Here is a 24,486-nt window from a genome sequence, read left to right as displayed (position 1 = left end):
ATCAGAACCCTATTCAATACCAGGTGAGGTCATCTTGCAATTTCAACTAGCTTTAGCATTCATCCGCCCTGGGGTTTATACATTGATGTCACAGGTATCCGACCTTCCTTTGGAATTACAGAGGGAACTTGTTTTTAGGGGCTTTCAATCTTCTGACGAAATTACCCCCATGGGGGCCTTTGCTCCGGTGGAGGATCGTTATGATGATGGCCGGAGGACCCTCCAAATTCATGGCCAGCATCGATCCCTCTTTGTACGCGTGGATGGGGATGGTTCTGTGCGTTTTTTTTCGCAACCCAATTTTCAAAATCCTTACAAAATTTTTATTCCGCAGTTTTCCTCTTGGTTGGAAAAGGGTTGGCCTGAAGGCCTTGTTAAGGCTGAAAACAAGGGGCGTGATCTGGGTTATAAAGGTTTTGTGCAGGCCATGGGGGCTCATTTGGACCCCGATGATGTGAGTATGGCTTCAGAGATGTTTTTTCTGCCGATAAGGCATCCGGCAAAGCATTTCTTGGAAAGAGTTTCCGTTAATTTTAAATCCGAAGTCGATCAGGCTGAAAAAATACAGGATGTTGAGGAACGAAAAAAGGTGCTCGGGCCTATTTATGAGAAACACCGGGAGTTTTTCCGTGGAATGAAATCGGTGGGGACTTATTATGACGCGGGGTTTCGCATGGCGGAAAACTTTCCCCATTTTTTGAAGAAAAGTGTCAAATTTCTCTATTCAGCTTCGGGGTATAATGTGGCGGCCTTGGCCACAGGCATGGCTTTGCTCGATTGGGGGGCGCCTTCTGTTGATTTTGTTTTTACAGAAATGGATGCCGACTCTCCTCATGCAGCCAATCGCGTCCTTAAGGCCTGGATCAAAGACAATCCGGACATACTGGCATTTTCGTCGAAATGGGAGGGTGAGGAATCGCGGAATGGCGGAAGACGAATGAAAGTGATGCTTACCTACAAAGGAAAACCCATCACGCTCCATTTTGCCATCGGTGACAGCCCGGACGGACTTTATTTCGATCCACGCGATGCCCAAGAAAGCGATGTTGCGATCGTTCATGACGCTTATAGTGATGTCGGATATACGGATGCCCTTTTATTAAAACAACTTCTTCCTTCCTTCTGGACGGATCACCCCTCCCACGATTCTCCCAAGGCGATTCTCATCACCAATGAGCTTGATTCCGACCGCTGGGATCAGGAGGGCGGATTGGAAAGCATTCTTCCAACTCGCGGCATCGTCATCGGCGGAGAGTTTGGCCATGGGGATTGTTATCCCATACGCAACGATGTGCTTGATGGTTGGTGCATGCCCGAAGTGGGGCGTTCCCATCATAAGAGTGCCGTCATTGTCTCCACCGGACATCCGTTGCTAAAAGACCTTCCATCGGAGGAGGTGGAACTATTCGTCGATTTTGCCCAAAAGGCAGGGGGGGAATCTGAAGTCAAGCGCGTGTTTGGCGGTATTCCCATGTACGCCGGAAAGAGAATGAATGATGATGTGAAATCGCTTTTGGCATGGGCCTCTCACAAACTGGATCAATTAGGCGATGACGATCGCTATTATTTGGCCTTGGTGGCCGCAAGACTCGTGGTGCGGTATTTTGTGGATACAACCTTAAATACAGCCAGAGAAAATAATAGATTTCTTCGGTTTATTCCCAAACCCTTACAAGCTGCCATGGTTCAGGCTCTGGCCAAGGAAGGCCTTATTCCCAAACCCCGTTTTTCCATTTTTACCCAATGGGCCGATCCAAAAAAACATGGGGAGCGGAAAGAATTTTTGGAAAAACTGGATAAAGTGCTCAAGAAAAGACAGGGAATAAAGACGGAAGGATGATTTTGTTAAAATATCTTCACTGGCAACCCACAATCAACCGCAGACCGGCGCTGGGCTTCATCTAGTGTGATGAAAAAATCCAATCTCTCGTTTTGCATGAACCAAAGGGCCGTGCGCAAATGCGCCAAATCGCTGGAACGAGGGGTTTGAACAGGAGGAAAAACATTGGTAAGGCAAAGTTCCAAATTCAGGTTTTTCAATTTAAATACTTCAATGTCTGCTTTAATCTGAGCGATGGATTCAGAATATTGTTCAGGGCTAATTTTTCGCTCACGGCTGAGCCTTAGTATATTTCTTTCCGCTTCGAGGATGAGCAGAACGCTTGAAATGATTTTTTTGCCTTGAATGAAATCCCAGAGAGCGTGCCCTTTTTTCCCTTCCAAAAGGATAGCGATGTAGGCTGATGTATCAAGATAAATAATAGCGTCACTCATTTAAGTGATTCCGTCCCGGTCTTCTGATAAGTATTTCAAGCTTAAACCCCCAAGGCCTCCTTTAATGACACACTTCAAGGTTCCCTTTCCATAACGGGAGCCGATATGAAGGTCTTGGGTATTTGAGCGAACCAAAGTGATGTAAGGTTTATTATATTTTGTGACTTGGATAGATTCCCCTTTAGCCGCTTTTTCAGCCCAGCCAGAGAGGTCTTCTTTGAGTTGTTTTAAGGTGACCATTTTCATGTTTAATAAAGTACTCTATAAAGATCTTTTTATCAATATAAAAAGTACTTTTTAGGGATCTTTTTTGGTTCATAAAATCTTCGAATCTTCCAAAAAATAGCACAGAAATTGCTTAGTTAGCTTGCGGGGGAGTCTCGATTCTCAAGGTGAGTCTATAACATATTGGAATTATTTTACTTTATTTTGAAGGGGGAAAAATTTGATCCCTTTCAAAATGAAAAAAAGAACAGGGAAGCCAAGGACTTGACGTATGGCCGGTATTAAACTCGACATGCTTTTAAAGAATCTTCGCCAAGAATTGGGTGAGGCGTTTGATGAAAACGTCGAGGCGGAACTGCGTCAGGCATTCGAAAAAGCAGCGGGAACGGATCAAGAAAAGGCGGAATTGTCGGAAGATGAGTGGAATGAATTGGCCGGCTCAGAAACCTTTCAGCATTTATTTCAATCGGACAGTTTTGTGGGGAGTGAAGATAAGGCGGAAGTTTTGCGCGATCGGGTGATGAATATTACGCAGCAGAGTTTGAGACAGGCAGATACAGGGTTTTTAACACGGATATCCCGATTTTTCACAGGTGTGGCAAATCTGGGAAGGACGGGGAAAGAGACGCCGATCAAAACAGTGGATGATCGGCTAAACGAAGTGAACCAACGCCTGCAGATGTTACTGGCGCAGCGGATACCGATAATGTTTGGGGGCGAAGGTGGGGGATTGGTAAGAGGATTGATCCAGGCACCCGACTTTGAGTCGTTCATGAATGATTTTGTGGCGTGGTATGCCGGGATCGATCAGGTTCACTATTCATCGCCGTACGTGGGTTTGGTGCGAAGTGAAAAATATCAACCATTGATGAGGTTGATTTATGCAGGGGGTGAAAAATATCGTGCGGAGATGGAAGGACAACGGGTGAAGGAAGAACGGGCCGGGATGAGTTTGGAAAAGAAATTGCCATCGGTAAGCGAGGTGGAGGCGTTGCATGAGGAGTTCCGATTGGAATGGGTGGCATGTGACGAAGATGAGGCTGTACGGCATATATTGGAAAGCAGAAGAGACGATCGGATGGAATTGATAGGAGATGATTTAGGGAATTTATACGAGGCTTATGAGAAAACTTTTAAAGAACATGCCAAGGCGTTGAGAGGAGAAAATCAGGAGAAAATTGATGGTCTAGAGATAAAGTGGGTGGGTTACGTTAATGCAATGATGAGAGGGATGGAGGCATTGATAGCATATGTAGATAGGGAAGAATTGCCGATAAAGATACAGTGGATTGGAGATTTTAAGGTATGGAAAGCAAGAGTAAATCAACAACAAGCATTGCCTGCAGAAGGAAAGAAGTTTGTGGCCTTGATAGTGACGTTGTTAGGAGAGATTCAGAGATACCAAGACAAACAAACGCAGGCAGATGAACAATTGTTTCGGAAGACGGGAGGGTCAAAAACGTTGACCCTATCAAATGGGAAAACCGAGCAAGTGAATTTGGGAAAATACACGGGGATTTTGGAAAGATATGGAGAGGGAAGCGGTCCAATCGGCGAGATCAAAATGCAGCTGGCAAAGCTTGTGTTGTTTGCGCTCAATGATGAGCGATGGAAAGACTTGGATTATACACCCATAGAACGAGCCGATATCCAGGCCTCCATCACCTATTGGGTGGATACCCATTTGCGCCATGCAGACCGCATAAAGACACATCGGAATTTGCAGAGATTTTTTGTCAATCACTTAGATCCGTTTGTACATCGCTTCAATGGGTTGATGGTTTGGGACAAGAAATTGAATATAACCACCAGCTTGATGGATGTGTTTGATGATGTGCCAGCCTACGAAAAAAAACCAATCGTCCAATTCGAAGAGTTCGTGAACCGGTGGAAGGGGACCTATCAGATCGTCTATGTAAGTGAGGCCATGGCGGAAGCCATCGACATGGATGAGTCGGTCTTTAACACCGAGATGCGGATGAGCATTGATTTGGGAGAACGGGGCAAAAAAACGATCCTGGATCCCAAGACGGGAAAACCAGTACAGGTGGCAGAAGGAATAGAAGAGGCCTTGGGAGGATTAATCAATGCCATCAACGATACGACAAGCCAGATGGTGAGCGAATTTGGGCAGCATTGTCTCTTATCCCAATTGGGGACATACACACGAGAGGCTTTAACAGATAGCGGAGATTTAACAAAGATAGCCGATGCCCACAAAGCAATGAGGGAGATCGCTACGCGAATAGCACAGGCGCGTAATGTAGAGGAAATATGGGAAGCTTTGGATGTGCTCTATCTGGAGATGAGCCGCAAAGGAAGTGTGGGGCAGGCTTTGGCAGCCATCCACATGGACGGGGTTGAAGCCTCCATCCAGGCGATGCAGATCGCACTAATTGTAATTGGGTTGATGCTTTTGACAGGGGGCTCAGCAGCTCCCGAAGTGCCCGAACTGCTGGCCGCGGAAGAAGCTGCAGCAATGACGGGACGGTTGACATTCAGGCAGACCTTGATGAGGGGGGTAAGAACCATCAAGCAAAGCCCCAAGTTTAAGCATGCATTGGAAGGTGCCAAGGGAAATGCGCGGATTATGGTGGTAAACGATCTGTTGGAGCGGGCTTTTGGCTTTAAGGCAGATGGCGGTTTCAAGCTTGGTGAGAGTTTGGCGGGATGGATGGCAACAGCGATTGCGGGGTTTGTGGTGCAGGGGTCTTTGGGACAAGCGGTGGAAGGATTGGCACCGGTGAATAAATTTGCTCGGGAAGCGATGGCAAATACGGGCCGGGTGCCCAGTGTGGCCAGACAGTTGTGGGAGGCAGGAAAATTTAGATACCTGAATCTGCCGGGAATATCTCTTCATCTGGGAGCCGATTTTGTCCAGGAGGCAACCGAAGAGGTGTTTGAAGAGAAAGTGGGGCAGTGGTTGCAAGGAAAGAGCGGATTGGTTTTGGACAACGAGTTATGGAATATTGTTTCAGGTACGGCGGCAGGAGGACAAGTTCATAAGGGAATCCAGAAACTGCAAATCGGGTTGACACTCGGGAAAAACCGGAAGGCCATGGAGCAAGCCCTGCATGAAGCGCAAGAAGAGCAATCCAATGCCGTGCAGGAAGCCCTTGAAAAATGGATGGAGGAACAAAAGGCACGGCAAAGAGACAAAACAGAGAATGAAGAAAGCGGGTCGGATCATGAATCGGTCAATCATCTTGTTGATACTTTGGGAGATGAAAATACGGGTTATGTTGTTCCTGCAAGCCGTGAGGATGTGCTGCTTACACTTGCCATGGCCGCGCAGCAAGGGATTATTCGTGCCGTTACCCAAGATGGAGAAGTGGTTGGTTATATTGTCCCCCGCGATGAAACTGATGATGAAAATTCAGAGAGGGTTGTCCTTCTTGAAAAACCAGGGGAGCCGGTTTCCATTCCCGATGCCGACGAGTTGATGAGTGTAAGTGGCAACCAATCTGGTGAAAGCCCCGCTGAAGTTCAACCCACTCTGACCGCCCCGGGGCCCCTGTCGACACCGGGCCCGGAAGATTCTTTGCAACCCCCCATGCAAGCCGCACCGGGAGGGGATCAAGGGATGCCAGGGTCTCCTGTGTCCTCGCGGAAACCTTGGTACACCGGAAACCATCGCCCGTCCGAAGCTCCTCAAAGAAAGCTCTACGATAATCTTCATACCCAGGTGGTGCGCTTATTCTCCAACCATCCGGAAGCCCCCTATTTGGCTGTTTCTTTTGATCCACAGACAAACCAGCTCTTGTTGCCCCACGAGGCACAAGCCTTGGGTCGACCGGTCATCAATCTTGTCTTTTACCGGGACAATGGATTTATTCATGCAAACACGGCGCCCATGGACTCGCATCCACAATGGAATAGTAGTTCCCCGGAAGATTTAAGCTTAAAAACCTTGAATGGTTTTGTGACCGATGTGAATGGAAAGCTCATTTCCAATCCGGCGCCTACTTATAATCCACAGCCCCAAAAGGATGTTGAGGCTTTTGTTGGGGACATCATTGAAGAAATAAACCGTGCTGCAACAGGGGCCGCTTTTGTGCCCGATGCGGAAGCGCTTAACCCCAAGCTCCACCTTTATGCAAACCGCTTGCTTTGCCATGGCATTGAACCTGCGGAGGCCTTGGAACTTTTCAAGACGGTTCTTTCCCCTTTTCCCCCGACTGCGGAGGAACTTGTGCAGCGCTTGGAATTTGCCACCCATGTAGCCATTTTACAAAAAAATCGTCTCACGAGGATTTTTGGGACGGAAGTCAGTTTGCCGGCACCCACTTTTACTGCTCTGAGGCCTTGGTTTGCCGAATGGCAGGCCAACCCCAATATTGTTTTACTGGCTATTCAGCCGCCGGCCGTTCTGGATTATGTCCGGAGCGTGCATTCGGCTCCCAACATTGCCGAAGCGGTGCGGCAGATTAACCGTCAATTGCGCCAGGCTTTCTACGCTTTGGTGGATGTGGAACCTTCCAAACAGGATTCAGTATGGAGGCAAAAGGCGGAGAGCCTCCTAAACTGGGATGTAAGTTCTGGTCCTGAGGGTATGGATCTTTCCACCGCCCAAAAAAGATTACAGGCCGCCGCACGATGGAGGGATGAGGCTGTTAGGGCAACCCAGCCAAAAATAGTTTCTGGAAGCAGGGTGATTGCCGGAAACCAAGTGGGACGCAGTTTGATTGAACTTACTACGGGACAAGCAGAGGTTCTCTCACGCTTGGGAGAGCATCATCAAAAAACGAGGAATGGCGATTCAGCTGCCCTGACTGAAAATGAAAATGTGGTTGTAGGCCTTGTGGGAGATGGTGTGGGATCTTCCCGTTTAGATGATGTGGCTTCGGGAAAAACTGTCAAGTTTATCGTGGATGATGTTGAAAGCCGGAGGGAAGGCTTGCCAGAATCGGTGACCGCTGTAGGAACTGATTTTGACAATGAGATGAAACCCTTTGTCGGCCAGGCCCATCCCGCAGATGATCGCCCGCCGCCCGCCACCACTATTGCCGGTTTTGAAGTGGACAAAAAAACAAATCGCGTGCGTTCGGTGCATGCAGGGGATTCGTTGGTTGTCTTTCTAAAAAGGACGGTCGGCAAGAATGGCAAGGTAAGTTTTAAGCCCAAACTCTTGACCAAACCGCACGGAAAGGATGGTGCGCTGACCTCCATGTTGGGTGGGGGTGCTACCCAATTGGAAGTGGATGTCAGTGATTGGGAGAATATTGATGAAGGGGATATTGTCTTGGCCTTCACCGATGGACTTCGGGAAGCTTATCGCGAAGGGCATGTGAGTCTGCAGGCCCTGCAAAATTTGGCAGAACATTATGATGATCAGTTGGATTCCTTGGTGGATGCGTTGGAAGCCATGTCCCTACAAAAGATGCGAGCCGATCCCAAAGGGGGGGATAACCTCTCGGTAGTCGCTTATCGACACAAGGTAAAGAAAACGACGCAAAAATCGGTGCCAGGGAAACCGGTGCCAGGCACGCGCACAACCCTCCGAATTACCGACCCTTCTGCTGCCCTTGATTTAAGCGCGGATGCTACGGATGTAATGCTTACTTCCGAAGCTGTGGCGGCCTTGGAGCAAATGACCGAAGCCCAACGGGATGAATTTTTCAACAAATTGGTAAAGGCGTTTAACCCTTCCCAAAAACCCAAAGGAGCAGTTCCACGCCGTTTATTTATCCATTTTGAAGGACTAGAAGGAAATGAAGCCAAATTAAAAAATTATCGCGATCGTTTAAGGCAGATTTTGAACGAAGCTGATGCGGCTCATCATTACACTGCCGCCATGAGTGTTCCCCGTGGAGCCATCGGTTTGGTCCCGGCTGTGGCGGGAGGGGGGGATGCGGAGGTAGTGAAGCTTCCTATCGCTGAAATAGTGGCCCGGTTTCAAACCGCTGACAAACCCCAAGCGCTTCAAGCCGCGGTGGATTTTTATCAGGCGCAGAGGCAACTAGGCGCGTGGGTGGTGGCTTCCTTGGAACATGTGCAGGCCATGCTTGATGAAGGGAAGTCCTTTGAAGAAGTAAATGCCGCCCTTCGTGAGATTTTTGGAAAATATCAAGAACAACAAAAGCAGCTTGATGATTTCTACAAGAAGAATGGCCTGGATGAATGGAAGTCTCAAGTGACAATATCCTTGGGTGTTTCGTTCCGGCAATTGGCGGCCTATACTCAAAGTAATCTGAACTATCTTGTCGAAAACCCTGATTTGGACGATCTCCGGGCCAATCTTCCGGACATCTTGGACGAAGCAAGAAGCCCCCTCGGATTACAACCGGCTTCGCAGGCCGTTGAGAGCATGGCGCTTCCTCACACGGGTCTGAACAATCAACTGGCTTCGGAATTCACGGCGTGGCTGTGTTTTAGTCTGGGGCGCCCCACACAGGAAGGGGATCGGTTCATCTTTAGTGGAAAAAAAGGAGAGACCCATGGAGAAAAAGGATTCTCCCAGTTTAAGCCCCCCGAAATCACCGATGTTGAGATTATCCGTATGTATGCACAAGTATTGGGTTGGGGGTTCTCCTTCAAGCAAAATGGCGATCGCGTCACCATTACCCTGGCTCCTCATCCATTGGCCCAAGAAGCGAGGAAGGTGGTGCCAATCACGCGTGTATCAAAGCCTGCCCCACAGGTCGATTACCACAATTCCAATGAAATTCGATGGAATGAAATAGAGATGTTTCCGGAATTTGCAGGAGGGGTGAGCCTGGATGCGGGGCGTTACATTCATTATTCTCCTTCTTATTTTTTTCAGCACAATCTGGTGACGCCGGAATTGGTGAATCAGCTAAGGGATAACCCTGCTCGTCGTGTCCTCAGCGTGGGTGCGGGGAAGGGATATCTTGAAAGATTTTTAGTGAATGTCTGTAGGGTTGGTCAAAATCAAATTGTGCTCACCGATGTTGATGCCCAAGGGCTTCCCGCCGGTTTTGAAAATCACGCATTTGACATGTGGGGGAACTGGCCGGAAATGAGTGGGACGTTTGATACCATTCTTTTCCCTCAAAGTATTTTTTTCCGTGCCAAGCCAGAATTACGTACACAGGAGGTCATCACACAATACAGAGCCAGCGAACTTTATGGATTGATTCAAAAAGCCAAGGCCCATCTTAATGAAGGTGGCCAATTGCGGATGCTGGTGACTGATATCTCGGCCGATATTCTCCCCGCTCTTACGGCCTTATTTGCGGCGCATGGACAAATTGCAGACATTAGCCTGACTAATGATGAATTACTCGTTATCAAAAATATTCGTGATCAATCAGATGATTCCCCGGGGAAGCCGGTAACCCCGGGTGCGGTGCCAGGCACGTCGGCAAGTTCTGGAAATAAAAATGATTCCGTTGGCCAAGCACGGGCGCGTGAAATTTTTGGAGATAAATTTGGGGCTCTTGAAAACAGAGTCAATGCATGGGCAGTCGATGTTCAGGAACGGTTTTGGGCGGAAGTGGCGACCATGCAACCGAGGGTAAGTCGAATTCAAGCGGAGCCAGGCTCAGCAGAAGAGAAATCACACTTAAAATTGCCCATCCAACAACTTGCTCAACATATCGATCAAACCCTTAAAGGTAGGGATTTACCCGTTGATCCGAACCAACCTTTTGTGCGTATTAATGGGACACCCAAAGAGGCCCATGAATTCCATCACAATTTTAAACCGGTGCCAGGCCGCGATAAGCCAGTAGATTTTAAATTTAACGGTGTAATTTATCGTATGCCTTTGTGGGTGATGGATAAAATGGATGCCTGGATTCTAGCCCATAGTCATGGCGTGACCACAGAAACAGTGGGCTCTTTTGTGACTAAGAAGACTGTGGATGGCACTGTGGAGATTGTTGATTTTATTCCGAAGCCAAGTGTGAGCGGATCAGTAAAATTGTATGAAGGGCAGTTAGATGGCGAGGAACAGATGATAACACGGGCTCTTTCCGATTCAGAAGCGCGTGTCCTGGGCTATCCCGTAGGTTCCGAATACGAACTGCCCCAGGGTAATATTCCAGTTCATAGTCATTTTGAAAACAGCCGTTATCAAAACAGTCCTTCTCCCACTGATTTCACTCAGAAAGGTGTTCTTAAGGCCGTACGCACACCTGAAGGTGGTCTTATCTTTTACAAACCTGGGGAAGGGAATCTTTCTCAAATAGTTGTGGCTGGAAAATTGGGAGAACCAGTTTCTCCAAGCTCAGTGCCAACCCCACCCGTAAATCCTTCCCCACAAGACCCTTCCAGCGGAAGTTCCCAAGGTCCAGGCCCTGCCGGCCTTGCGGTGTTACTTGGGGCTTTAGGCTTGGCACCCCATGCTCGGGCTGATACTCCTCAAGATGCCGTCTCAGAAGCCGGCGCCATGGCCACAGTGGCACAACCCGAACCCATAGGCCAAAATACGGATGGTGGCGGTGGGCTGCTGATGGCGATATTGGCAGCTGTTTTGGCAGTGAGAAAATTTTTTGGGAGGAAACCGGTACAGACCAAAGACCCCGAACTCACCGTTTCCCCCACACCTCCCCAAGACCCCTTGCGTGTTGGTGGTTCGCCGGAAACGGATGCGACACTTCATTTGCCCGATGGGACAACGCTTTCGATGAGGGCTTTAGATTATGTGGATCCTTTGGAAGGGCTTCCCATGCCTGCCAACCAGCGCGAGGTGGATTATACAGTGAGGTTGCTCAATCAATTGAGTCAAGAAGTTCAAGAGGCAAAAACACCTGCAGCAAGAAAAGCCGTTTTGGCAAAACTCAAAACAGCGGAAGGTTCGCTAAAAGCGTGGGTGAGCAGACGTTTGTTGATGGCGACAACATTGGGGAGCCCACAGAAATATTTGGCTGTTGTAGCGGAAGATTATGCAAATTTGTTACAGGCACTGGGCACCTTGTATGCAAGTTTACAAATTCAACAACAAGAAATGTTTGAAGCTCTCAAGGCCCACGGAAGAACTTTAAATTATTTGGCTTCTTTACCGGATACGAACCAAACAAGAACAGAGGCCCACCGGTGGCTGGATGCACGACGCACCGGGCTGCCAGGCAAAACGGTATTTACCGCCCAACAAATTGCTGAATTTAGAAGAAAAACAGATCCTCTCGTGGGCCCCGAAAGAGTGGATACCATCAGAGATTGGCTGGCCCTGCTGCCTTCTATTGTTGACCCCAAGCTCCAAGAGGAATCTATTTTAGCTGGTGCCCAGGCTTTGGAAGCAACGGCCATAAGAGTTCCCTTTCAAATTTCCAATGAAATCTTCGGAGAGCTGCTCACCGATTTTTATCGTTTAAGACATCTTTTGCCCGAATCAGCGCAGGAGAATTTGCTGACCTTGCTTGGGCATGCCCTTGCCGAATCAAGAACAGTGGATCTTAAAAATCTGAAAACCCTTTTGGATCAAACAACACCGGAGGATAGGCAGAGAATTCTTTTGGGCATGGTTGAAATCTACACGAAGCCATTTGAGTCTGATGGGGATACCAGTTTCCCATATTCCAAATATTTATTTGCCCTATGTGAGGCTTATCCCGAAGTAGTGGATTCCATTTCCAGTGAGGCCGTTTGGCTAGGGCTTTTAAATGCCATGATTTATGAAATTCCCCTGGCGACAGCAGAAAAATATTTGGAAAGAGTGGCAACCCCACTTGAAAAGTCCAAACTTCTTCTAAGCGCCCTTCTTGAAGAGTACAATCGGCTTCATATCAATGGATCGAAAGCCCAACGCAAACAAAACGATGGGCGGATAGTGGCCTGCATTGATGAAATAGCTCGTTTAAGCCCTGACCGCAGAAGTTTTGAGGTGGAATCCCTTCTTCTTTTAAAAGCGGCTCTTATAAATGAAGATGATTTTCGTGCAAGCCAAGCCATCGAAGATGACTTGATGCTTACAACGGCTCATCCTGGCATTATTCAACAAGCGGCCCGCTACAATCGTCATACCCCCTCATTTTATAGCCGCTATGCAGCGTTGGCGGAAAGCAGGCTTGAATCAGAAGCAGATCCCGAAGTACGTGCCCGAATTTTTATGAATTTATTCCGTTTGATGGGGGAACAAAAAAATCAGGAAGCTAGGATGGCCGATCTGCTTTTCCGTTTTCTGGGGGAAGCGGCTGCAACGATCAGTCCGGAAAGACTTCAAGAAATCCAGGCCTTCTTTGATGGGTGTGTTCATGGCATGTTGGAGGGAAGCCTATTTAATCAATTTGAATTTTTGGGCCACTTAAAGGGGCGCATTTCCCTTCTTACCAGGGATCAGCAAGAAGAATTAAAAAAATATCTGGAAGTGGTAACCAGCCAGATGAAACCCAACGATTCCCGTTACCAGACTGTTCAGGCTGTGCTTGCAGAGATTCACAGCGCGTTGGGAGGTGATCATCATCTTCCCCGTTTGGCAAGCCCACTCCCTACCCAACACGACGAAAGAACAAGAAACTGGGAAATTGGACTTATTTTTAGGTCGCGACTTGCCCAATTAAAAACGTTGATTTTGAATCCAACCAAGCGTGCCCATCAGCGCTATCTTAAAGACAATCCGGATGAAATAGAATTGGAGCAGATGGCTGAAGCCGAAGCAGAAAAAAAACTGGCAACTCTTAAGGAACGCTCTGGTCCCGATGTAGCCGCACTCCAGCAGGAAAATGTCCAAGTAAACCAAGAAATTGAGCGGACCCAAAACAGATTGCTTCGGGAGCCAACTAATTCTTCTTTTGCTTGGGAACTCATGGTGCTTATTGCCTACAGGGTGAAGTTGATGGCAGCTCAAGCGAGCCCGGTGCCAGGCACGCCTGCAACTGCTGGAAATATTGATGGTACATCTCCACAAACTGCAAATAATCCCGGCCCCGTCGTTGTGGGCGGACTTGCGGTGTTGCTTGGGGCTTTGGGAGTGGTTTTACCCGATGAAGCCGGAGCCATACCTAACACTTCTGTCCTTGGCGGTTCCGCTACCCCCCAGGCAGTTACCCAACAAACCGGGGCGATGGCCGTGCACCCAACGCCGGAGGCTCCACCCGTCCTCCAGGCGGGCGGCCCCTTGATGGGGTTGTTAGCGTGGTGGCTGGCAGTACGCTCCCTTGGGCGGAAAGTATTTTCAGGACCCGAAATGAACGCAGGGCTTTCCCGCCCCATGCTTGTTGAGATCGCCCGCGATTTTGGCCTGGAGGTTCGGGAAGATCAGATTTTGAAAGTCTTGGAGGATCGGGGCTTTCAAGTGAAACAGGAAGGCAAAAGAGTTGTTTTGTATGATCCCAAAAATAAAGAAGCCCGTGCTTATGAAATGAATGAAGGAGGCACCGAAGCGAATAGCCTTGCCGTTTTTTACTCTGAAGACTTTGGAGTCCTCTACGAAGAGGAGCTAGGAACCTGCCCCGCCAAGGAAATCCACAGGGAAAAGAGGGGGAGCATCCTTGAAGTGAAGGGGAAGAAAGGGGTGATGTATTGGAAGAGGGCAAATAATGGGTGGCTTGCCCCCATTTCCGTTGAGGGCCCAAAGCTTGGCCCGAAAATGATTTCCGGTTTGGAAGATATCATGGATCGCGAAATGGGGAAGGGAGAGGAGCATTTTACGGTGACTGTAGATTTGAAAACGGGGCGCGTGAGTCAAAAAGCGGCAATTACGGATTCGCAAATAAGTTTGGTGTTTGACCGAGATGATGACGGTGATTATTTCCTCTCTGAAAATTCGACTAAAGCCCTTATCCGAGCGTATGGAGCCGAGATGGAAAACCCGCACGAAGCGGTGGTAGCGAAATTACGGTTTTTGATGATGTATGGGACCTCTCCTGAAAATGCTATGTTGCGTTTAGTGCAGGTGGCCGAAGATGATGTGAAAAGCCGGCTGAATCTGGTCAATGCGTTAAGTAATGTCTTAAACAGTCCCATCGACATGTCTCAGGCGCACGCCCCCGTCTTTGATTCCCGGGCGAATGTGAATCCCGCGGACTTTTCAGTCATGGAGGATTTCTTCCGGTATCAGCAGGAACTGGATCGCGTTGCTAAGCCCCTCATCGACAAAGCTTTGCAACGGTATGAAGGAGGTATTCGTAGCTTACTCAAGGGGTTGAAGAATCCCGCTGATCTTGATCGCGAGCTTAAGAGGGCGCTTCCCAAACCCACGGAATCGCCAGTCCGTGACGCCAACCGCGCCAGCAATGTCCTGTATGGGCGTGGGCCAGGAACTTATTATGACGTGTGGGCCAAGGCTTTGCTGTGTTTTGCCCAAGAGATGCAAGGCCGCCCCTTAACGGAAGGACAGGCCGAAGTCATCGCCAAACTTGCTCAAGGGTTACATCGCATCTTCCTGGTAGAAGGGAGCCTCGACCTTTCCATTCTTCGGGAATACCTTCAAGCTGTCTTCGAGGCTCAAGAAGCCTGTGAGCGGGCGGGGCAGCCCTTCCGGTTTTTTATTCCGAATGACCCTCATTTTCTCCTTGGCAGTCAACCCCAAATCAACGCCCTTCTCCGGCAGGAGACCCGCAACATACGGGGCTTTTTTAATATGTTTGGGGATCAGGCGGTTCTTCTTCATGGCTATGCCGGTGAATTTCGGGCGACATTGAGGGATGCCCAAGGGAATGAGCTTCCTTATTTCATGGTGGTCAGTCGCGGTTATCATGAGCACCGCAATGGGTTTCAAGTTTCACTCTATCCAAAGGATGCCAGAATTATACCAACCAACTATGGTGTGAATAGCCGTACCCCATGTTTGGCCAAAGTGGGTGCCATTTTTGGGGAGGATGGTGTTCTCCGCATTGTCAATATCCAAGGTATGAAACCTTATCAGTCCATCTCGGGTCCTTCTTTTGAGGATCGCCAAGCCGGTCTTCGAGCTATTGCTGACAATGATCCCCTGGGGATGATGCTGGCTACCACCATTGCCATTGCCAAGGAAAAGGGGTTCCAAAGAGTGGAGGGCATTCCCGATTCGGAGCAACAGGCCAAACAAAATAGTTTTACAACCAAAGGCCGGGCCCAAGGGGGCAATCAATTTTACAATCTTTTTTTCAGGCGTTTTGGTTTTGTGCCGGCTGCGGGCGAGGATGGTTATTGGTCTTTGGATTTAAATAATTTGCCGATTCGTCGCACGCGTCAACCCAAAGATGCAGTGGCTGATCCTCGCCGCCAAACCCAGGATGATTCCAATACTCTTGCCGAATACCTACGGCAAGTTTTGGTTCGCGCCCCGCGTGGTCGCTCCAACCAATGGGATCCCACGCGCCCTGAACCTGTGGCCGAACCCGTGGTTACTTTTTGGAAGACTTTTTACAGAGCCTTAAATGACATGCGTCTAAGGCCGGGTGTGCATGCAGTAGACGAAAGCCTGGCTGATTCACAGGTTCCGTTTTTAGATTCGAGCCCGGTGCCAGGTACGCCTGCAACCCCTGCTATACCCACACAAACCCCGGTGTCAGGCACGCCGGCAACTGTTGTATTGCCGGTAAATTACACAGTTCAATGGAATGAGCATTTGGATGTCGCCGGTCTTGAAGCCTACTTCACTGAGCGACTGGGCGCTTGGAGACCGGGACCAGGCAACCATATTCTCCATGTACAATTTCAGGGAGAGACGAACCCCCAGGACGAAGCCCGCGTGTTGGCCGCTCTCCGTCGTGTGGCGTCAAGGCTCCGTTTGAGTGTGGCCAAAACTGAAAGAACGGATGCGGGGTTGAGTGCGCTTTTAGCGCCTCGGGTGGCAGGGGGGATGGATATTAATCCGTTACAAAACGATTTGACTCGAGTTGTTATTGGGCAAACCATCACACTTGATAATCAAGAATACGTAGTCACGAAACAATTGGGTAGAGGTATAGGAGGTAGTGTTTATTTGCTAACTGAAAAAAATACAGGTCGGCTTGTCTGTTTAAAAACCATTAATGGAGACCATGTTCAGTACACTCAGGAAAGTTTCCCAAGGCTTGAAGGCATTCCCGGTGTTATCGGGCGGAAGCTTGTGGCGCGCAACGCGTATCTCATGGATTATGTGCAGGGATGGTTTTTTTCTACTGAAAAAAGCTTGGGCACACCTACCAGTTTAGAGCCATCCTTTTGCCATCCGCTTAAAAGGCTTGAATGGGCCCAAGCCGTTTTAAGGACTTATCAAACAATGGCTGAAAAGGGGATTTATTTCCCGGATGTGAAAGGAAATGTTTTTCTGGTGACTGAAGATGGCGAGTTCATCCACTTGGATGTGGATATGACACGGGAAATTAGAGGAAACGAACACAATGCGGCTGATAAAACAAAAGCGATGATAAGGATTTCCTTATCCCTTCTATTGGGGGTTGAATCAATGGATAAGGGCAAAAGTATCTTGGAAGTGACTCCCGAATATAGGGATTTTGCAGAACAAGCGATGGCTTTGCTCAATGCAAAGTATGCTTCTTTATTGGCTGAGTCTAACCACCAAACACCCCTAGAACTCTTGGCAGCGTACCGTAACTATCTGGGTGAACTTGATGGGTTAGCAAGAAAAGTTCCTGATAAAACGAAACTGATAATGCGAGTGAAAGAAATAAATGAAGAACTCTACACTTTGACCGGAACTTATACCATTGCGATTTCTGGTTTGCAGGGTGTTTTTTTGGATAGACCGAATTTGATTGGTTCATTTGATAAATTTGATTTGGATTATAGAGTAAAGTCCATTCTCGATGCTAATCTCACTGAAGTAAACAAATGGAAAGCCATTCATCTTCTAACGGATCTTTTGATGCATGCGCAGGCCGTATTAAATTTGTATGGTTCAGAGGAAGCCCAAACCTATCCCTTTTGGGCTTCTGCAAATTTATTATGGATGCACCAGCAGGATATGAAGGTTGACTTTGAGTTTGTGGGAAAAGTACTTGATGATCCGTCAACTTCTCCCTACGCAAAACTTTTTTGGCTTTATTATCTCACCCGAACGGATGAATTTCTCAGCGATCAAGTGCCGGAAGATGCGAGAAATCTTAATTGGAAGCTTGATGATGGGGCGCCAAGCGATCAATTTTTGCTGTTAACTCATGCCCAAACAAGAAAAAAAATAAGGGAAGTTTTTCAGAGACAAAGAGAACCTTGGAATACTGGAATAGACCAGTTTGTATCTCCCACAGAAGATCTCACATGGCTTAATGTAGCCACCCTAGAATATGTTTATTTTGGCGTTGTCCCGTCTTCAACGCCTGAGGAATTAGGTATTATTTTTGACTTAAAGCTTACCACCCCGCAAGAAAGAATGCAGAGAATTAAAAAATTTATGCATGATTATGAAATATTGTTTGAAGAGGGCGCCTCATTTGATTGAGGCCGTTATCCCAGGCGCCCAGAACCCATGGCTGAGTCAGTGGTCACTTTTTGGAAAACTTTTTACAGAGCCGTAAATGATATGCGCCTAAGGCCGGGGGTGCATGCGGTGGACGAAAATTTGGCTGATTCACAGGTTCCATTTTTAAATTCGTCCATTCGTACACCAACCCCGGCGCCATCAGGCACGCCCACAACTCCTTGATATGGGAGTGCTTCAATAATAGGGGTTTTTCTAACGCAAGAATTTCAAGGTTATTTTTGGGTGAGTTTTTTCCAATAATCCCGGAAGGCTTTCAATCGTGGAAGCGTTTCCCGGTCTTTCAGACGGTTTGATTTTTCCTTGCTGTTGATGATGTCGTCCAGATGACAAACTGGAAATTCTGAAACAGTAACATGACGTGCCCAAGCTTCTGCAAAACTTTCAATACCGTCAGGCGCAAAAATAAGATCAAGATCGAAGGGGCCGTTTCTCAACTGAATAAAATCTTTACCTCTTGTAATGTCTTTTTCCATCTCAATGGTTAATTTAAATCCCAAATTTTTGAGTGATTTAACCAAGGCTTGTCCATTTCCTTCATTTTTCTCCACAAAAATATCCACATCTTGGGTGGTGTCTGAATAACCGAGAAGGATGGCTCCTGATTTACCTAAAAATAAATAACGAACCTTGTGTTTGCGAAGGGAATCACGAAGTTTTTCGGCTTGTTTAAATTCAAAGCTTTTGGCCATAACCTAACCAGGAAGGTAAATTGCCCGAGCACCACTTTTTATATTCTTTCAGGGTCTTGAAAGCACGGTAAGGGCTGTCATCCAACACGGGCTTGTAAGTGTGAATAAATGAAAGATTCCATCTGTCTTTTAAAGAGCGACGCCGGGCCGCTTTGAAATCTGCCAGCCATTCAAATTTCTGAGAATGTTTTTCTTTTTTCATCCTTCGACTCCTGAAACTCGGCCCCTTGGGGCCGAAATAAAATAAAGAAGGATGACCCTGAGCGATCCGCCGCAGGCGGAGAGTCGATGGGTCGCTCAGGATCAAACTCGGGAGCTTGCTCCCGAGTTTTTGATCACCGACCCGTGATTTGTAGGGTGCCATCCTCATGACAAATTTACAATGAAAATGTACCTGCATGATATTTGGGGGGGGTGGAATATGGTTATTCTATGGGAGAAGCCGCTCCGAATGGATCTGGCACTTCTCTGCCTTAAGCGATTTTTGATCCTTCGACTCAAACTCGGCCCCTTGGGACCAAAATAAAAAACGGATCAACCCTGAGCGATCCGTCGTCGACGGAGAGTCGAAGGGTCGCTCAGGATGAAACTCGGGGGCTTGCCCCCGAGTTCTTCATTTCCTGGCCTTTGGACACATCTATCAAACGTCACCCCCGCCAAGCCTGCTCTCGAATTGTTTTATCGAGGGCTAATCCTCGGTACTCCGAGGATTTCTGAGGGCGGGGGCCCAGTCATAGATTCCCGCCCCAAGAACCCCGCGTCGCGGGGTTATGTGGCGGGAATGACAGCCTTCTTTTTCATTCTTGACACATGCTTATGTTTTGATACTTTATAAGCATGAAAATCAATCCTCAAACATCAGACAAAAGAACCCATACCACCCTCAATCTTTCCGATCATCTTATCAACGAAGCCTTGAAGGTTTTTAAGGGATTGACAAAAACCGAAGTGATTCATGAGGCCTTAAAAAGGGTTGTTCAGATGGAAAAAATGGATCGGCACCTGAAACATTGGAAGGGAAAGGGACGTTTTAAATCCCATGGCTGATATCAAACTTGTCGATACCAACATCTACATTTCATTTTATAACCGTGGTTTTTTTGGCAAGGAGTTGCTTGAACTTCATCAACGCTCTCTTGTTATGGTCAGTGCGGTCACACTCAATGAATTTGTGAGGGGAGCCCATGACCCAACGTCAAAGCAAATAGCATCGGAATTTTTAGACCTTATGCAGGGACAAATTATCACGCCGACACAAGCCCAATGGACTGAATGCGGGCATCTTTCTGAAAAGCTTCTTAAAGATGGGAAAAGGACCAAACTAAACGTCCTTCTTCTCCAAAATGATCTTCTCATAGCTCTTGGAGCACGAGATGCGGGGGCTACCTTGGTGACCTCTGATAAAAAAGATTTCAGCCTCATTTCAAAATACATCAATCTCCGGATTGATTTTTGGTGATCCCTGTATCTTCCCCCTTTATTCCCTACGCTCGTTGGCGCAGGATGCGAGCCTTGCTGGGTCAAAACCCTCCGCCTTAGATTAGAGAATCTTGGGTCCAGGGCTTGCCTTGGGGTTGATACCCTTGATCAAGAAATTCGTCGGGAACCCCGCAAAATTCGGCCTGAAAATTTCCTGAAGTGAAACCTGATCCAAACCGTCTGAAAAATTCCCAAACCCTGTTCAGAAAATATACGTTTAATGGTGTTTCAATTTCTAATGTGGATTTTCCATTTATGTTTCCAAAACTTTCGATAAGACAAGCCCTTCATTTCCCCTTTTCCACCAAAAATAATCAAATCCAGCTCATCATTTTGACATTCCTTTCTCTGGTTCCCTTCGGAGAATCTTTTTTTCTTTCGCCCTATGCTTCAGCCCTTGTGAGTGTGGTCACCAGGGAAAAAAATGAGCAGGCCAGTTTAACGACGGATGTTCTGCTTTCCCGTTTTATGGTGGCGTTTTTAGCCACCCTTATATCCTTTATCTACATGATTCCCGGGTTGGTGGGTCTGGGGCTCATGATTTATTTTGGGATCAAAGAGGCCAGTGTCATGGCCCCCAAGGTATTGTGGGTTAGTTACGGGCTCCTTTTTTACGGGGTGCTTGTCCTATCGGTTTTACCCCTGGCCACGATTCATGCTGTAACCACGGGGAAATCCTTGTCGGTCCTTGCCCTGCCTCGTTTGTTGTGGATTGGCCTGAAAATTGATTTTAAAACTTTCATAAAAACCGTTCTGATATCCGTGGCCGTTTTTTTCTTGAAACTAGGCGTGAGTTTTTTAAGTCTTTTGGGCCTGGGGTTTTTGATGACACCGTTTAAAGCCTATGCCGAATATGTGAATCAATACATGTTTGCTAAATCGTATATGCTGGGTTGTTCGTTGACTGTGAAATAAGGAGAGCTTCATGCAAAAAAAAGTTCTACAAATTTTTTCTTTATTTGTTTTTGCTTCTTTTATCGGGTCCCAATTTGTCCCTTACACTTCTTTTGTTGATAAATGGGCTGTATCTGTGGCTCATGCCGATGGGAATAAGAAAAAAAGCAAAAAAAAGGGGGATGGCATCCAGCATTTGTGGGAATACAAAAAAAAGCATTTTAACCTGTATGCCAAAAATGACGATATCCGGATTGGCGAGCATTACATGGGGTTGCAGATTAAGGCTTTTAAAAGGGATGATAAAGGGGTTGATTTGCCAAAACACAGGGAGTTAAAGACGCGCATCGAGAAAATTGTAAGCCGCTTGGCAGCGGTATCAGATGAACCCAATTTTCCCTATGAAGTGCATATTTTTGACAAGCCTGATGTGGTCAATGCGTTTTGCATGCCTGGAGGAAAAATTGGAGTATTCACCGGTTTGTTCGATGAAAAAAAAGGATTGGTTGATATTAACAACGACGATCAGATAGCGGCTGTTTTGGGGCATGAAATGGCTCACGCCACTTTGCGTCATGCCACGCGCCAAGCTACAAGCATGCAAGGTTTGGGGTTTTTGGGAACGGTGGCCAGTGTGGCTTTGGGCCAGGGGGTGGGGGCGGAGGCCCAGGTCATATTTAACCGTGTATTCAATATCGGGGCGAACCTTTATTTGCCCAGCTATAGTCGTAAACATGAAGCCGAAGCCGATCAGGTTGGTTTTTATTACATGAGCAAGGCCCGGTTTAATCCTATAGCTGCTGTTGATATTTGGCAAAAAGCGGCCAGTCGCGGTGGGCCCAATTCCAAGAAGACCGATTTTTTTGCCAGTCACCCCGCCAGTGGCGAGCGGGCCCATCGTTTGAAAAAATGGTTGCCCGAGGCCGAAGGGATTAAAAATGGGACGATAGCGCGATAGGGGATGGATTTTCCCATCCACAATTGGACCCATTTACGGGCGCAGCAAGCAAGCGCCCCTACAATGAATAACAAAAATTCAACACAAAAAATGTCCTGGGTTTTAAAAAACCTGCGCAAGGTTTATCCGCAGGCCAAAACGGCGCTTTGCTATTCTGATCCATTGCAATTGCTTGTGGCCACCATCCTTTCGGCCCAATCGACAGACAAACAAATCAACAAGCTAACCCCGGCCCTTTTTGCTTGCTACAAATCAGCCGATGATTTCGCAAAGACAGATATTGTGGAGTTGGAAAAATATATTCGTTCCTCCGGTTTTTACCATAATAAGGCCAAAAATATTCAAGCCTGTTGTCGGGTTTTGGTGGAAAAACATGGCGGAGAAGTCCCTCAAACCATGGAGGAGTTGACGTTACTTCCCGGTGTGGGGCGCAAGACGGCCAATGTCGTTTTAAGCAATGCCTATGGCCAAAATGTCGGCATTTGTGTGGATACCCATGTCGCCAGGCTTGCTAACCGTTTGGGGTTTTCAAAAACACCCAATGCCGTAAAGGTGGAACAAGATTTGATGAAACTCACCCCCAAAAAATACTGGAGGGACGTGACGGATTTGCTCATTACCCATGGAAGGCAGGTGTGTTTGGCGCGCAGGCCAAAATGTGGGGAGTGTGTGGTGAGAGGAAAATGTGATTATTATGGCCGTGTAAGGGCGGGATGACCTCGCTTTTACGCATCCAACTTCTCATGAAAGAAGGTTTTGAGTTTCTTGACAACCCGTTCTTCCAATTGCCGTACGCGTTCACGGGTAATGCCATAGTGGTCGCCAATTTCCTGGAGTGTCACAGGGACCTCGGCATAGAGACGTTCCTTAAAAATCTTTTGTTCTTTTTCGCCCAAGCTTGCAACAAAATCGTCCAAATGGGCGAAAAGTTTGTTTTTGAGTTCCGTGAGTTCGGCATTGTCATCGGCCGTCGGTTTTTCATCTTTAATAAAATCCATGTTCAACTTGCCTTCGTAGAAATGGCTTGGAGCATCCAGTGAAAGCTCACGGTGGGACATGCACTGATCCATTTGCACGACATCTTTTTCTGTAACGTCGAGTCTTTCCGAAAGCAGTTTGGTCTTGGGCGAAAAACCCATGGCTTCCATTTTTTGTTTTTCGCGCATCAAATTGTAAAAAAGTTTTTTTTGCGCTTGGGTGGTGCCAATTTTCACCAGGCGGAAATTATCGAGCAGGTATTTAAGGATGTAGGCTCGTATCCACCAAGAGGCATAATAAGAAAAACGGGTCCCCTTGCTTAAATCGTATTTGTCGACGGCGCGAATAAGCCCCATGTTTCCTTCCTGAATCAAATCGAGCATGTTTTGGAAAGCTTGGCGGTATTCCACGGCAATTTTGACCACCAACCGCAGATTAGAAACGACCAGTTTTTGGGCGGAAGCCTTGTCTTTGTAATGGGCATAGTGACGGGCCACTTCTTCTTCTTCCTCGCGGCTCATGACGGGATATCTGCTGATTTCATTAAAATATTGGCGAAGCGGGTCAAGGCTAGCCGGTAATTTTTCTTTTACCGTGGTGGACAGGTCGCGACCTGTCATTACAAGAGTTTTGGGTTCAATGTCTTTTTGTTTGGGAGTCATTGTTCGGGGACTAGGATTCGAACCTAGATTGGCGGAGTCAGAGTCCGCAGTCCTGCCGTTGGACGATCCCCGAGTAAAAGTTTTTAGCTTATAAGGTAGGGGGTGTTGCCATGTCAATTCTTAAGGTATGTTTGCCTGACCGGAGACTATTTAAGGTGAACTTTGGAACCTTTAGAGTGCACCTCAAATTAGGATCCTGTGAATTGATGGAGGTAGGTTATGAGAACAAAGTTATCCGATGTTTTTTCTTCTTTCGCATTTTTCTTTATCGTTCTTTCTTTGGTTCCAGGGATTAAATTGTCCAAGCAGTTTAATGTGCTTGATGATTTAAATTTGTCTTTAACCAAAAACGATATTGAAATTTGGTAAAAATATTTTTTTCGCGTTTTTTTAATTCCCTTACGCCTCCTTTCAGGAGGCCCCTTTGACCCTCCGAGTGATCGGAAAAAATCCCGGGGATTTCTCCCCGGGATTTTTTTTGCCCTGACCGTTTTTTATCCTTCGACAAAAACTCGGCCCCTTGGGGCCGAAATGAAATGACGGATAACCCTGAGCGAATCCCGTATTGCGGGATGAGTCGAAGGGTTGCTCAGGATGAAACTCGGGGGCTTACCCCCGAGTTCTTCATTTTAGGGGTTCAAAAAATTTTGAGTTCCCCCTTTTTTGTTTTTTATGAAGTTTCATAAAAAACTGGTTTTGAGAACAAGTCATCTCTTCCTCTTCTAAAGCAAGCCTCATACCGAATCGTTGGTAAGACGGTAATCATTTGTAATTATTAATATTTTTAAATTTTTCTTCCAAGTTTTTTATTTAGAATATGTTCTTAATCAATAATTTTATTCATAAAATAGAATTAAAGGGAGAAGAATGTATTTAAAATATATCTAAAAAGAAAAGAGGAAAATTTCCTATTTATGAGTATTGGATGAATGCTAAAGCTAGTTGAAATTGCAAGATGACCTCACCTGGTATTGAATAGGGTTCTGATAAGGAATCCAAAACAAACACAAGGAGGCC

General features: G+C 47.1%; 14 protein-coding genes and 1 tRNA gene. 8 read left to right on the top strand and 7 right to left on the bottom strand.

Annotated features, from left to right (window positions below; genetic code table 11):
- Positions 1-85: 85 nt before the first annotated feature.
- Entirely contained in the window at positions 86-1,840 is a 1,755-nt protein-coding gene (locus A2048_02730) for a hypothetical protein (GenBank protein ID OGP09217.1), read from the top strand.
- A gap of 5 nt (positions 1,841-1,845) precedes the next feature.
- Here A2048_02730 and A2048_02725 read toward each other — a convergent pair whose 3' ends face one another.
- Together A2048_02725 and A2048_02720 are read right to left on the bottom strand one after the other, a co-directional pair.
- Positions 1,846-2,274 carry a hypothetical protein gene (locus A2048_02725; protein OGP09216.1) on the bottom strand — a complete coding sequence of 143 codons (429 nt, stop codon included), beginning with the start codon at positions 2,272-2,274 and terminating at the stop codon, positions 1,846-1,848.
- A complete protein-coding gene (locus A2048_02720; GenBank protein OGP09215.1) occupies positions 2,275-2,520 on the bottom strand; it encodes a hypothetical protein in 246 nt (81 codons plus the stop codon).
- A gap of 250 nt (positions 2,521-2,770) precedes the next feature.
- Here A2048_02720 and A2048_02715 point away from each other — a divergent pair, with 250 nt between their 5' ends.
- The gene (locus tag A2048_02715; GenBank protein OGP09214.1) at positions 2,771-17,767 is read left to right on the top strand and encodes a hypothetical protein; all 14,997 of its coding nucleotides are present in this window, start codon (positions 2,771-2,773) and stop codon (positions 17,765-17,767) included.
- Between the two features lie 254 nt (positions 17,768-18,021).
- Here A2048_02715 and A2048_02710 read toward each other — a convergent pair whose 3' ends face one another.
- Together A2048_02710 and A2048_02705 are read right to left on the bottom strand one after the other, a co-directional pair.
- Positions 18,022-18,498, bottom strand: a complete 477-nt coding sequence (locus tag A2048_02710; GenBank protein OGP09213.1) for a hypothetical protein — start codon at positions 18,496-18,498, stop codon at positions 18,022-18,024.
- On the bottom strand, positions 18,482-18,700 hold the full coding sequence (locus A2048_02705; protein OGP09212.1) for a hypothetical protein: 219 nt from the start codon (positions 18,698-18,700) through the stop codon (positions 18,482-18,484). The genes A2048_02710 and A2048_02705 overlap by 17 nt, the downstream gene beginning before the upstream one ends.
- 381 nt (positions 18,701-19,081) lie before the next feature.
- Here A2048_02705 and A2048_02700 point away from each other — a divergent pair, with 381 nt between their 5' ends.
- The 6 genes from A2048_02700 to A2048_02675 all read left to right on the top strand — a co-directional run bounded on the left by A2048_02700 (position 19,082) and on the right by A2048_02675 (position 22,546).
- The gene (locus tag A2048_02700) at positions 19,082-19,333 is read left to right on the top strand and encodes a hypothetical protein (GenBank protein ID OGP09211.1); all 252 of its coding nucleotides are present in this window, start codon (positions 19,082-19,084) and stop codon (positions 19,331-19,333) included.
- Positions 19,334-19,335: 2 nt separating this feature from the next.
- On the top strand, positions 19,336-19,545 hold the full coding sequence (locus tag A2048_02695; GenBank protein ID OGP09210.1) for a hypothetical protein: 210 nt from the start codon (positions 19,336-19,338) through the stop codon (positions 19,543-19,545).
- Positions 19,538-19,957 (top strand): hypothetical protein, encoded by a 420-nt coding sequence (locus tag A2048_02690; protein OGP09209.1) that lies wholly within the window; start codon positions 19,538-19,540, stop codon positions 19,955-19,957. Before A2048_02695 ends, A2048_02690 begins: the two co-directional genes overlap by 8 nt.
- 179 nt (positions 19,958-20,136) lie before the next feature.
- Positions 20,137-20,892 (top strand): hypothetical protein, encoded by a 756-nt coding sequence (locus A2048_02685; protein ID OGP09208.1) that lies wholly within the window; start codon positions 20,137-20,139, stop codon positions 20,890-20,892.
- A 10-nt stretch (positions 20,893-20,902) separates the two neighbouring features.
- Entirely contained in the window at positions 20,903-21,829 is a 927-nt protein-coding gene (locus tag A2048_02680; protein ID OGP09207.1) for a hypothetical protein, read from the top strand.
- A 63-nt stretch (positions 21,830-21,892) separates the two neighbouring features.
- A complete protein-coding gene (locus A2048_02675) occupies positions 21,893-22,546 on the top strand; it encodes an endonuclease III (GenBank protein OGP09218.1) in 654 nt (217 codons plus the stop codon).
- Between the two features lie 8 nt (positions 22,547-22,554).
- Here A2048_02675 and A2048_02670 read toward each other — a convergent pair whose 3' ends face one another.
- The 3 genes from A2048_02670 to A2048_02660 all read right to left on the bottom strand — a co-directional run bounded on the left by A2048_02670 (position 22,555) and on the right by A2048_02660 (position 23,977).
- Positions 22,555-23,469, bottom strand: coding sequence for a hypothetical protein (locus tag A2048_02670; GenBank protein OGP09206.1), 915 nt, complete (start codon positions 23,467-23,469; stop codon positions 22,555-22,557).
- Positions 23,469-23,542, bottom strand: a tRNA-Gln gene (locus A2048_02665). The genes A2048_02670 and A2048_02665 overlap by 1 nt, the downstream gene beginning before the upstream one ends.
- 237 nt (positions 23,543-23,779) lie before the next feature.
- Positions 23,780-23,977: a hypothetical protein gene (locus tag A2048_02660; protein OGP09205.1), complete on the bottom strand. Its 198-nt coding sequence runs from the start codon at positions 23,975-23,977 to the stop codon at positions 23,780-23,782.
- Positions 23,978-24,486: the final 509 nt, after the last annotated feature.

The organism is Deltaproteobacteria bacterium GWA2_45_12 (assembly GCA_001797365.1).
Taxonomy (GTDB): domain Bacteria; phylum UBA10199; class UBA10199; order UBA10199; family UBA10199; genus UBA10199.
The sequence above is the reverse complement of the archived record's forward strand: the minus strand, read 5'-3'. Positions and strand labels throughout refer to the sequence as shown.

What these genes read in the sequence shown, in the direction of transcription:
- A2048_02730 (OGP09217.1), top strand. Translation starts at nt 86, where the DNA reads ATGTCACAGGTATCCGACCTTCCTTTGGAATTACAGAGGGAACTTGTT.
- A2048_02725 (OGP09216.1), bottom strand. Translation starts at nt 2,274, where the DNA reads ATGAGTGACGCTATTATTTATCTTGATACATCAGCCTACATCGCTATC.
- A2048_02720 (OGP09215.1), bottom strand. Translation starts at nt 2,520, where the DNA reads ATGAAAATGGTCACCTTAAAACAACTCAAAGAAGACCTCTCTGGCTGG.
- A2048_02715 (OGP09214.1), top strand. Translation starts at nt 2,771, where the DNA reads ATGGCCGGTATTAAACTCGACATGCTTTTAAAGAATCTTCGCCAAGAA.
- A2048_02710 (OGP09213.1), bottom strand. Translation starts at nt 18,498, where the DNA reads ATGGCCAAAAGCTTTGAATTTAAACAAGCCGAAAAACTTCGTGATTCC.
- A2048_02705 (OGP09212.1), bottom strand. Translation starts at nt 18,700, where the DNA reads ATGAAAAAAGAAAAACATTCTCAGAAATTTGAATGGCTGGCAGATTTC.
- A2048_02700 (OGP09211.1), top strand. Translation starts at nt 19,082, where the DNA reads ATGAAACTCGGGGGCTTGCCCCCGAGTTCTTCATTTCCTGGCCTTTGG.
- A2048_02695 (OGP09210.1), top strand. Translation starts at nt 19,336, where the DNA reads ATGAAAATCAATCCTCAAACATCAGACAAAAGAACCCATACCACCCTC.
- A2048_02690 (OGP09209.1), top strand. Translation starts at nt 19,538, where the DNA reads ATGGCTGATATCAAACTTGTCGATACCAACATCTACATTTCATTTTAT.
- A2048_02680 (OGP09207.1), top strand. Translation starts at nt 20,903, where the DNA reads ATGCAAAAAAAAGTTCTACAAATTTTTTCTTTATTTGTTTTTGCTTCT.
- A2048_02675 (OGP09218.1), top strand. Translation starts at nt 21,893, where the DNA reads ATGAATAACAAAAATTCAACACAAAAAATGTCCTGGGTTTTAAAAAAC.
- A2048_02670 (OGP09206.1), bottom strand. Translation starts at nt 23,469, where the DNA reads ATGACTCCCAAACAAAAAGACATTGAACCCAAAACTCTTGTAATGACA.